We start from the raw sequence: 10,847 nt of genomic DNA, 5'->3' as shown, positions 1-10,847 counted from the left end.
GATTTATCCCCGCTGGGTCGCGAAGCGGCCCCGCTTTGGGCTCAGAAAAAACGGGCCTGCTGCGCAGTCCAGCGGGGATAAATCCCCTCGCCACAGATAAATCCCCTCGCCACACATAACCCCTCACCACAGAGCCTGCTTCTGATCCGGTGTGCTCTCAGCGCTGTGCGGTCTTGCCTGCTGCTGCGCTGTTGTCGTGAATCAACTGGGCAATCATCGCGTCCGCTTCGGCCAGTTGGCGCTCGTAGACGTTGGTGCTGAACGAAGCCTTTTGCGGCGGTTGCTGGGCCAGCACCGGGCCGCTCTGGTCGTGCAGATTGACCTCGACATTGGTCGACAGACCGACACGCAGCGGGTGCTTGGCCAGCTGTTCGGCATTGATGTGGATACGCACCGGCACGCGCTGGACGATCTTGATCCAGTTACCGGTGGCGTTCTGTGCCGGCAGCAAGGCAAATGCGCTGCCGGTACCGGCGCCGAGGCTGTCGACGGTGCCGCTGTATTTCACATCGCTGCCGTAAATATCGGCCTCGATATCCACTGGCTGACCGATGCGCATGTCACGCAGTTGGGTTTCCTTGAAGTTGGCGTCGATCCACAGCTGATCCAGCGGAATCACCGCCATCAACGCAGTGCCCGGCTGTACGCGCTGACCGAGCTGCACGGTGCGCTTGGCGACGTAACCGGTGACCGGCGCGATCAGGGTGCTGCGGGCATTGGCCAGGTACGCCTGACGCAGATCGGCAGCCGCCGACATTACGTCTGGATGCGACGAGACCACGGTGTCGTCGACCAGTGCGCTGGTGGTTTTCAGTTGCTGTTTGGCGTTGGCCAGAGCGTTCTGCGCCGAGGTCAGGTCGTCGCGGGCGTGGGACAGCTCTTCCTGGGAAATCGCCCCGCCCTGGGCGAGATTTTTCCGCCGGTTGTAGTTGTCCTGGGCCTTCTGCACTTCGGCCTGCTGCGCGTTGACCTGGGCTTTCATGCCGTCGACGTTGCTATACAGGCCGCGCACCTGACGCACGGTGCGCGCCAGTTTCGCCTTGGCACTTTGCAGGCCGACTTCGGCATCGTTGGGGTCGAAGTTGACCAGCACCTGGCCTTCCTGGACCAGATCCCCGTCGTCGGCGCCGAGGCTGACCACGGTGCCGGTGACCAGCGGCGTGATTTCCACGACGTTGCCATTGACGTAGGCATCGTCGGTGCTTTCGTTAAAGCGCCCGATGAATTCGTGATAGGCCCAGACGCCGGCAATGGCGAGCAGGACGACCACGGCGAGGGCCAGCAGCATCACCTTGCGTTTGCGCGGGTTGCCGGTGTCCGGGGTGTTGTCTTGAGCTTGGGTGTTTTCGGCAGTGGCCATGACAAATACCTTGAATTAATGGTGCGACGAGGCGGGGCTGGCGTTGGCTGCGCTCAGGTTTTCACCCTGAAAGCCGCCGCCCAGCGCTTGCATCAGTTGAATCGACAGGTCGATCTGCTCGGCATTGAGGGTCGCCAGCTGACGCTGTGCCTGGAGCAATTGCTGCTCGATGCTGAGCACGTCCAGGTAGTTGCCGATGCCGGAACCGTAACGCTGGACGACGGTGTTGTAAGAATCCTGAGCGATGTCGGTGGCATGTTGCTGCGCGCCGATCTGCCGGCCGATATCGCGTAACTGATTGATCGTATCGCCGACATCGCCCAGGGCTGTGACCAGACTCTTGTTGTACTGCGCCACCGCCAGATCGTAATCGGCGTCGCGGGCATCAAGGTTGGCGCGCAGGCGGCCGCCATCGAAAATCGGCAGCGATACGGTCGGCGCGATGTTGAAGAAACGGCTGGCCGAACCGAACATCGCATCACCCAGCAACGACTCGGCGCCGGCCGAGGCCGACAGGTTGAGGTTGGGATAGAAGCGGGTTTTCGCCGCATCGATGCCTTTGCTCGCCGCCTCGACCCGCCAGCGCGCCGCGACCAGATCCGGGCGGCGGCCGAGCAGTTCCGCCGGCAACACCGACGGCACCGCCACGGCGCTGGCTTGCAGAACTTTCGGTCGAGCGATTTCGTTGCCACGATCCGGGCCTTTGCCGAGCAATACCGCCAAGGCAATCTTCGCGCTGTTCAGGCGTTTTTCCGCGTCGATCAGGCTGGCCTGAGAACTGGCTTCCAGACTCTGGGTTTGCTGGAACTGGTACTGGCTGTCGATCCCCGAACTCAAGCGGCGCTGACTGAGGTCGAGCATTTGCCGGGTGCGCTTGAGGTCTTCGCTGGCAAGGTCGTAAACGATGTGCGCCTGACCGAGATCGCTATAGGCACGGGCGACGTCAGCGGCAAGTGTCAGCTGCGCGGCCTGACGGTCGACTTCGGCAGCGCGGGCCTCGCCGAGTGCGGCTTCCCAGGCATCGCGCTGACCGCCCCACAAATCGAAGTTGTAATTGAAACCAGCGCTGACATTGCGCACCGTCGCATAGGCACCGCCCTGCCCCAGCGGATCCTGATCACGAGCCAGCCGCGAACGGCTGATGCCGGCGCTGGCGTCGAGGGTCGGATAACGCTCGGCATCGGCGGCATAGGCGGCGGCACTGGCCTGATGGGCGCGGGCTGCGGCGATCTGCATGTCCGGGCTGTCGTGCAGGGCTTCGCGGATCAGGCCGTCGAGCTGCGGATCGCCGAGGCTGCGCCACCAATCGCTTTTAGGCCACGCCGCTGGCGACAGGGTGACGCCTTCGAGAGACTGCGCTGTCTTCAATTGCGCGGCGTCGAGGCGCTGGCCTTCGGTGTCGAGGCCGCTGTAATTGGCGCAACCGGCGAGGATCATCGCCGACAACAGCAGCGTCAGACTGCTGCGCAAAGTGTTAGCGCTCATTGTGATCACCTAGACGCTGGATGGTGATCGGGTCACCGGCGGCCAGCAGGATTTTCTTGAGGATGTATTCCAGGGTTTTCAGCTCTTCTCGGGAGATCGCGCCGGCCAGCTCATTCATCGCATCGGCACCGATGTGCGGCAGACGATCAGCCAGTTGCTGGCCCTGCTCGGTCAGTTTCAACTGCACCTGACGCCGGTCGCCTTCGCTGCGCTGACGAAGCAGAAAAGCCTTCTGCTCGAGACGATCGAGCATGCGCGTCATCGACCCGCTGTCCAGCGACAGATGCCGGCACAGCTCGGCCGGGGTGTCGACGCCGAACTGGGCCATGATGATCAACACCTTGAACTGCGCGGCCGTGATGCCGTGGGGTTCCATGTGGGTATCGATGATCCGGTCCTTGAGCAACGCGGCACGGCCGAGCAACAGGCCAAGGTGGCAATGTTTGAATTCTTCCGGGGTGAAATGCTTCATGGGTCGACCTGATAACTGCCTAGGCAGTGAATGTATGTCGAGATGTTACTGCTTAGGCAGCGAATGTCAACGCAATAGTTAGGGGGCTTGGTAATTAATCACTGACCGGCCACGCGGGATCGTTCCCACGCTCCGCGCGGGAATGCAGCCGGGGACGCTCTGCGTCCATTTTTGAGAGCGGGGACGCAGAGCGTCCCTTGAGGCATTCCCACGCAGAGCGTGGGAACGATCATTGAAGGGAGCGAGAGCTAGAAATCCCGCTTGTAGAAAATATCCAGCGAACTCGCCACGCCGCTCGCCGCTTCGACGTAGACCTTCTTGCTCAGCTTGTAGCGCAAGGCGATGGTGCTGGCCGGTTCGAAGACGCCGACGCCGTAGCGCAGGCTGAGTTTTTCCGAGATGTTGCCGCTGGCGACGACGCTGGTGTCGTTGCCGCTGCCTTGGGTGTCGAGTTGGAAGTCCTGAATCCCCAGATCCTTGGCCAGACCACTGGTGATCCCGGCACTGCCCATCAGGCCCAGGCCCAGCGCGGCTTGCGCGAGCATGTTGTTGTCTTCGCCGCTGGTGCTCAGCGGACGGCCCAGCACCAGGTACGACAGCGCCTGTTCCTGACTCATCGCCGGTTCGGAGAAGATCTGCGTGGTCGGCTGTTCGGCGCTGCCGCTCAGGCGAATACCGGCGATGATGTCGTCGGTCTGGCGGATCGCTTCGATGTCCAGATACGGCTGGTCGATGGGACCGGCGAACAACAGACGCGCACGACGCACCGTCAGGCGCTGGCCGTAGGCGCGATAGCGGCCGTCGTTGAGCCAGAGTTCGCCACGGGTGTCCATGTTGTCGCCGATGTGCACCTGACCTTGCAGATTCGCGGTCAGGCCGAAACCGGCAAAGCTCAGCTTGTCTTGACCGACGATTACGTCGATGTCCATTTTCATCGCGATCGGTGGTTTGCCCTCTTCGGTCTGCGCGCCAACGATGATCGTGTCGTCGGAGACTTTCACGGTTGATGGCGGCAGTTCGCGCACGGTGATTTCGCCTTTCGGCACCAGCACCTTGCCGGCAACTTTCAGCTCATCGCCGGCCATGGAAATCTTCAGGTCCGGGGCCATTTCCAGTTTGGCGTAGGGCTCGACGCTGACCGGCAATTGCGTGCCCTTGAGCGCCAGATCGACCACCAGCGCCTGCCCCCAGGCGACGTTGCCGTTGAGGCTGCCCTTGCCAGTCTTGCCGCTGTTCCAGCCACCGTCCAGGCGCATCGATTCGCCGGCGATCGCCGCAGTCAGTTGCAGATTCTGCAGCTCCATCGGCAGTTCGGCGCCGGACACTTCGCCATCGCTGAGCTGCACAGTGCCATTGACCAGCGGTGCGAGCAGGCCACCGGAAATAGTGCCGCTGCCGTTGAGCCGGCCGGTGAGTTTTTCCACCATCGGCACGAACGGCCGCGCCACCGATAGATCGAGGCCGGAAAGGCGGAACGAGCCGCTCAGCGGTTTGTTTTTCGGCAGCGGATTGAGCTGCGCCTGGACCAGCAATTCGCCGAGTTTGCCGCCGACAAAATTGAGCTCGGTGTCGACGCGCTTGGGCGTGAGCTTGCTGCTGAGTTTGAGGGTCTGGTAGGGGAAATCCAGCCACTGATCCTTGTCGCGCACGCGCAGGGTGCCGCCGCTGGCATCGACACTGACCACGCCGTTCGGGCCGCTGGCCGGCAAGTCCAGTTGCAGATCGGCGTTGAGTCGGCCCTGCCAGGCGAAATCCTTGGGCAACCATTGCGCAAGGCTTTCGATCGGGAATTGCTTGAGGTGATAACGCAGCTTCGGCTCGGGCATCAGGCGCTGGTCTTCGCCACACAGGCTGGCGTTGCCGGACAGCCAGCAATGCGCGCCGAAATTGATCTGGCCGTCCGCCAGGCGTTCCAGTCTGGCCGGGCTTTGCAGCTTCCAGTCCTGGCCACCGGCCTGAATGTCGCCACTGGCCAAGCGTCCGCGCCAGTTGCCCTTGTCCAGATTGCCGTCCAGACCCAGCGCCAGTTTCAGCTTCGGTCCGATCAGGTCGAGGTTGAGTTTCTGGCTTCTGATATCGCCCTGAGCACTGGCGGTCAGGGTGCCCAACGAGGTATCGCCAGTCTGAATGCCGCTGCCTTTGAGATTGATCTTCGCCCGCTGCGCGCTGTCGAGCGTGGCATCGAGGTTGAGGCTTTGCAGGCGATTGTCCTGGAAGGCCAGTTGCGAACCTTGCAGATCAAGCTTGCCCTGCGGCGCCTTCAGCGTACCGGCAACGTTGACCTGACCGTTGACCTGCCCGCGCAATTGCGGCCAGAGCTGGGCCAGACGCGGCAGCTTGATGTCGATCTGCCCGCCGAGTTTGTCCTGCAGGCTGCCCTTGCCGTTGATGCTGTTGTCGCCGAGGCGGATCTGCAGGGCGTTGAGGTTCCACCGCTCGCCCGCGCCGTCAGCCTTGGCCTGCAGAATCGCCGGCTGACCGCGCAATTTGCCTTTGAGATCGAGGTCGGCGCTGAGGCTGAGCTGATCATTCTTCATCTCGCCTTTGCTCTGCAACGACCCGGCCAGAGTACCCGGCAGTTCGGCGACCCAGTACGCCGGGTTGAGCGCCGACAGATCCAGCGCGGTATCCCAGGCGATGCCGTCGGCGAAGCGCACATTGACGTGCCCTTCGGCCTTGCCCTGCCCGGCCTGCATGACCAGTTGCGGCAAGGCGATCTGTTCCAGACTGCCGCTGAACGGACTGCTCAGGGTGAACGCCCCCGCCGGGCCATCCAGCGCCGCGTCGAAATTACCGAGGTACTGACCGTCGGTGTAGGACACTTCGCCGGTAAAGGTGCGCAACGTCACTTGCGGCTCGTCGATTTCCGGATAGAGCCGGTGCCACGGGAAGTCTTGCCAGTTGATATTGGCCTGAGCGCTGAGGCCCTTGCTCCAGTCGACGTTGCCGGTGAGCTTGAGGCTTTGCGTGTCGTTGGCTTTGAGGTCGAGGCCGGCGATCTGCGCGCCATTGGCGTCAACCTTGCCCTTGAGCAGCAGCGCCACTGGCGATTTTTCGGCGGGCAGCGTGGCGTTGCCGAGCAGTTGGTAACCGTTTTTCAGGTCGCCTTCGCCGGTGAGCACAAGCCGATTGAATTGCAGGGTGTCCGGCAGATCGGCGCTGGGTTTGAACGCGTCGCTGGTGATGCGCAGCTTGGCCGGCAGGTTTTCCGCCAGCGCTTGCAGTTCACCGTTCAACTGGCCGTCGAGGTAGCCACGGCTGTCGGCGTGCAGGTTGAGGGTTTTCAGCAGATCGCCTTCAACTTTCAGCGCCAGGGTCCACGGCTCGCTGCCGGGAGAAGGCAAAGTCAAATCGCCCTGAATCGTCAGCGGCCAGTTACCGCTCGGTTGCAGCAGGCCGGACAGGTTCAGGCTGAGCTCGTCGCGCTGCAATTTCACGCTGTCGATCTGCAAGCCTTGAGCGGTCCAGTGCGCCGCCAGTTGCAAGCCCTTGAGTTGTTCGCTGCCGTTGAACAACAGGCTGCCCACCTCGACGTCGCCCAATTCGATGGCCAACGGCAATTGAAGGTCCGGCAGTGTGATCGGGCCGCTCTCGGTGGTCTCTTCGCTCGGCGGGAATTGCAGGATTACCTGCTCGGCCTTGAGCTGATCGATGCACAAGGTCATGCGCGTCAGGCACAGCGGCGACCAGGCGAAGATTGCCTTGTTCAGCTCGACGCGGCTTGTGTCCTGCTGCCACACCAGGTGATCGGCACTCCACTGCCCAGCGAGGCGACCGTGGAAATTCTCCACGCTCAAGCCAGGTACAAGGCCCAGCGCCCAACGACTGCCGGCCTGCGTGCCAAGCAGTGCGGCCAGGCTCAGGACGATCAACAAGACCAGCGCCAACAAAGTCAGCGCTGTTATTTTCAAACCACGCTTCACAGCTCAGGCCCCATGGAAAAGTGCAGCCGGATGCCGCCGTCGTCGTCCAGCGCGTGGGCCAGGTCAAGGCGGATCGGCCCGACCGGCGAGACCCAGCGCACACCTACACCGACCCCGGTCTTGAGGTCGGGCAGTTCGAGTTTGTTGAAAGAGTTGCCTTGGTCGACGAAGGTCGCGACCCGCCATTTTTCGGCGATCGAGTATTGATATTCGACGCTGCCGGCCACCATGTAGCGACCGCCAATCCGTTTGCCATCGGAATTTTTCGGCGACAGGCTCTGATAGTCGTAACCGCGCACGCTCTGATCGCCACCGGCAAAAAAGCGCAGCGATGGCGGAATCGAGTTGTAGCCGTTGGTGGCGCTGCCGCCGACCTGCACGCGGCCGAGCAAGCGGTGCCTGTCGAACACCGTGGTCAGGCCTTTGACCAGCGCGGTGCCATATAAAAGGTTGTTGTCCGAACCGAGGCCTTCCTTGGCCACTTTGCTTTCGAAGCTCAGGCGATAGCCGTTGCGCGGGTCGATGCGGTTGTCGCTTTTGAGGTACGAATAACTGATGCCGGGCATCAGCAACGTGCTCAGGCCGGAGTCGTCGCCGAGTTCGTATTCTTCACGTTGCCATTTCAGCGAGATCACCCGCTGCCAGCCGCTGGGCAACTTGCTGTGCCATTCCGGGCCGAAGGTCAGCAGCTTGCTGAGGGTGTCGGAGCCTTCGATGTCTTCGAACTGATAGCCGCCGGCCCAGCGCAGTTTGTCGGTCAATGGTGGGTCGAGCGGGATGTCGTAGAACAGCCCGACGTTCTGCCGGGGTGCCGAGAGTTCGGCCTCCCAGCCATAGCTGTCGCCCTGCGGGTTGACCCAGTGGCGCGTCCAGTTGGCCTTGATCCGTGGCCCGACGTCGGTCGAATAACCGAGGCCCAGGCCCATGGTGCGCGGCTTGCGCGTGTCGAGTTTGACGGCGACCGGAATCACATCGTTCTGTGCTGCCGTCGGTGCTGCATCGACGCGCACGCCTTCGAAATAGCCGCTCGATTGCAGGTCGCGGTTGAGTTCGGCGATCAGTTCCGAGTCGTATGGCTCGCCTTCCTTGAACGGCACCATGCGTTGCAGCAGGTCTTCGTCGAACGGCGTGTCGCCCTCGAAGCTGACTTTGCCCAGCGCATAACGCGGGCCGCTGTCGTAGATCAATTCGATGTCGGCCACGCCCGCGCGCGGATCGACCATGAGTTTCTGGCTGGTGAAATGACCGCTGAAGTAACCGAAGCGCGAGGCCTGATTCTGGATCACCCGTTTGGCGTCTTCGTAACGGCCATGGTTGAGCACGGCGCCGGACTTGAGCAGGTCGCTTTTCGGTACGCGAAAGGATTTCAGCGAGGCCGCCGGGCCGTCGACACGCACGGTGACGTTGCGCAGGCGAATCGGCTCGCCGGGATCGATGTTCAGCACCAGACGCGGTTTTTCCCCGCCCTTGACGTCACTGTCGATCTGCGGCTGGTAGTAGCCCAGCGCCTGCGCCGCTTTGCGCGCCTGCTCTTCGGCGCCGCGACTGAAGCGCAGCAAGGCTTCTTCGTCGCGATCGCCGAGGCTGCCGATATAGCCTTCTATATTGGCCTTGAGTTCATCGTTGGACGGCTTGATCCGTACATCCAATTCACTTTGCGCCAGCGCCGCGCAGCTGGATAACAGCATCAGCACGCCGCTGGTAAATCTTCGTGGAAACTTCATAGGCGCGGATGCTATCACGGGCTCGGGAGCCTGATAGAACAGGTAATTTGTGAAGAAGTTCGATCGTTATCCCGTTGCTGTTTGTAACACCTGCGGATTGGCGTGGAAAAATACGTGTTCGCGCACCGGCCCGACGGCAACCTCGCCGATCTCCTGATAACCCTGCCTTTTATAGAATTCCAGGTAGCGCGGGTTGCCGGTGTCGAGCACCACCCCTTGCGAGGTTTCATCGACCGCGCACCAGTTGTGCACGGCGGTGAGCAATTGTTCGCCGAAGTGCTTGCCCTGAAACTGCGGGTGAACGCCGAGCAGCGGCAGCATGTGCACCGAGTCACCCGGCACGCATGCGCCGACGGCGTCGTGGTATTCCAGATAACGCCGGGTGCAGCGAAAACCGGTGCTGAGCACCATGCGCAAGCGCCACGCCCAGCTCTCGGTAACGCCCAGGCGCCGTTGCGGTGGTGCGATCAGGGCGATGCCGATCAAGCGGTCGTTGACCAGCAGGCCGATTGCCGGCAGGTCCTGCAGAAAATGCTGTTTGACCAGCTCGCGCACCGTCGCGCGCACGCGTTGTTCGTAGCCGGGTCGCTCGGCTTCGAACAGATAGCCGAAGGTTGGCTCGTGGCGATAGGCCTGATACAGCAACGAGCGGGCTTCGCGTGAATAGCCGCGGTCGAGCATGTGGATGTCGGCAACGGCGGACTGGGTTTCAGGCATTGCAGTGATTCTCCCCGGAGGCGCGCTCGGAGACTGGCGCGCTTGTTGGTACGAACCTTGGGCGGGTGATGTGGTTCCCCTCACAGGTATAGACCAAGTCGGGATCTTCATCGATCTTGCCGGCCTCTTCGCGAGCAGGCTCGCTCCCACAGAGGCGCTGCATAGGGCATCACAAATCCCACAGGCCAAAATGATTTGTCCCACACTGGCCCATCTCCCCCATGTCAGCTAGCATCGCCCTTTTGCCAGGACTGCCGACCATGAAGATTGTTTCCTTCAACATCAACGGACTGCGTGCCCGTCCGCATCAGCTGGCAGCGCTGATCGAAAAACATCAGCCCGACGTGATCGGCCTGCAGGAAACCAAGGTCCACGACGACCAGTTCCCCCACGAAGACATCCGCGCCCTCGGCTACCACGTGCACTTCCATGGCCAGAAGGGCCATTACGGTGTCGCCCTGCTCTCGCGCAACGAACCGATCGCCATTCATAAAGGCTTTGCCACTGACGAAGAAGATGCGCAGCGGCGCTTTATCTGGGGCACTTTTGCCGATGCCAACGGCGTGCCGGTGACGATCATGAACGGCTATTTCCCCCAAGGTGAAAGCCGCGACCACCCAACCAAATTCCCTGCCAAGGAACGTTTTTACAGCGATCTGCAAGCGCTACTGGAAAGCCAGTTCCACAATGAACAGCCACTGGTGGTGATGGGTGATGTGAACATTTCCCCGGAAGACTGCGACATCGGCATCGGCCCGGACAACATGAAGCGCTGGCTGAAAACCGGCAAATGCAGCTTCCTGCCGGAAGAACGCGAGTGGATGGCGCGCCTGAAGAATTGGGGCCTGACCGACAGCTATCGTCACCTCAACCCCGACGTGAGCGACATGTTCAGTTGGTTCGACTATCGCAGCCGTGGTTTCGAAGATGAGCCGAAGCGTGGCCTGCGCATCGATGTGATTCTGGCTTCCCATGGCCTGCTGCCACGGGTCAAGGATGCCGGCGTGGACTACGAACTGCGCGGCATGGAAAAACCATCGGACCATGCGCCGATCTGGCTTGAGCTGGCCTGATTCGCGAGTTGCCTGAGATCCCTGTGGGAGCGAGCTTGCTCGCGAAGGCGGAGTGTCAGTAATCAGATATGTTGCTGATACGCCGCCTTCGCG

General features: G+C 61.8%; 7 protein-coding genes. 1 reads left to right on the top strand and 6 read right to left on the bottom strand.

The annotated features are described in order from the left end of the window. Positions 1 to 157: 157 nt before the first annotated feature. The 6 genes from QMX86_RS25200 to QMX86_RS25175 form a co-directional block, all read right to left on the bottom strand. Entirely contained in the window at positions 158 to 1,360 is a 1,203-nt protein-coding gene (locus QMX86_RS25200; protein ID WP_282386786.1) for an HlyD family efflux transporter periplasmic adaptor subunit, read from the bottom strand. Positions 1,361 to 1,375: 15 nt separating this feature from the next. Further along, on the bottom strand, positions 1,376 to 2,845 hold the full coding sequence (locus QMX86_RS25195) for an efflux transporter outer membrane subunit (protein WP_282386788.1): 1,470 nt from the start codon (positions 2,843 to 2,845) through the stop codon (positions 1,376 to 1,378). Next, on the bottom strand, positions 2,835 to 3,317 hold the full coding sequence (locus QMX86_RS25190; RefSeq protein WP_016775300.1) for a MarR family transcriptional regulator: 483 nt from the start codon (positions 3,315 to 3,317) through the stop codon (positions 2,835 to 2,837). The genes QMX86_RS25195 and QMX86_RS25190 overlap by 11 nt, the downstream gene beginning before the upstream one ends. Before the next feature lie 248 nt (positions 3,318 to 3,565). After that, a complete protein-coding gene (locus QMX86_RS25185) occupies positions 3,566 to 7,240 on the bottom strand; it encodes a translocation/assembly module TamB domain-containing protein (RefSeq protein ID WP_282386789.1) in 3,675 nt (1,224 codons plus the stop codon). Next, positions 7,237 to 8,964 (bottom strand): autotransporter assembly complex family protein, encoded by a 1,728-nt coding sequence (locus tag QMX86_RS25180; RefSeq protein WP_024013431.1) that lies wholly within the window; start codon positions 8,962 to 8,964, stop codon positions 7,237 to 7,239. The genes QMX86_RS25185 and QMX86_RS25180 overlap by 4 nt, the downstream gene beginning before the upstream one ends. Before the next feature lie 66 nt (positions 8,965 to 9,030). Beyond that, positions 9,031 to 9,681, bottom strand: coding sequence for a GNAT family N-acetyltransferase (locus QMX86_RS25175; RefSeq protein ID WP_122750591.1), 651 nt, complete (start codon positions 9,679 to 9,681; stop codon positions 9,031 to 9,033). A gap of 260 nt (positions 9,682 to 9,941) precedes the next feature. Between QMX86_RS25175 and xthA the strand changes: the two genes are divergently transcribed. Further along, positions 9,942 to 10,754: an exodeoxyribonuclease III gene (gene xthA / locus QMX86_RS25170; protein ID WP_073471316.1), complete on the top strand. Its 813-nt coding sequence runs from the start codon at positions 9,942 to 9,944 to the stop codon at positions 10,752 to 10,754. The last annotated feature ends 93 nt before the right edge of the window (positions 10,755 to 10,847 follow it).

It is taken from the genome of Pseudomonas sp. PS01270 (assembly GCF_029959775.1).
Classification (GTDB): Bacteria; Pseudomonadota; Gammaproteobacteria; order Pseudomonadales; family Pseudomonadaceae; genus Aquipseudomonas; species Aquipseudomonas atacamensis.
This window is presented reverse-complemented; position numbering and strand designations above follow the sequence as displayed.

What these genes read in the sequence shown, in the direction of transcription:
- QMX86_RS25180 (WP_024013431.1), bottom strand. Translation starts at nt 8,964, where the DNA reads ATGAAGTTTCCACGAAGATTTACCAGCGGCGTGCTGATGCTGTTATCC.
- QMX86_RS25195 (WP_282386788.1), bottom strand. Translation starts at nt 2,845, where the DNA reads ATGAGCGCTAACACTTTGCGCAGCAGTCTGACGCTGCTGTTGTCGGCG.
- QMX86_RS25190 (WP_016775300.1), bottom strand. Translation starts at nt 3,317, where the DNA reads ATGAAGCATTTCACCCCGGAAGAATTCAAACATTGCCACCTTGGCCTG.
- QMX86_RS25200 (WP_282386786.1), bottom strand. Translation starts at nt 1,360, where the DNA reads ATGGCCACTGCCGAAAACACCCAAGCTCAAGACAACACCCCGGACACC.
- QMX86_RS25175 (WP_122750591.1), bottom strand. Translation starts at nt 9,681, where the DNA reads ATGCCTGAAACCCAGTCCGCCGTTGCCGACATCCACATGCTCGACCGC.
- xthA (WP_073471316.1), top strand. Translation starts at nt 9,942, where the DNA reads ATGAAGATTGTTTCCTTCAACATCAACGGACTGCGTGCCCGTCCGCAT.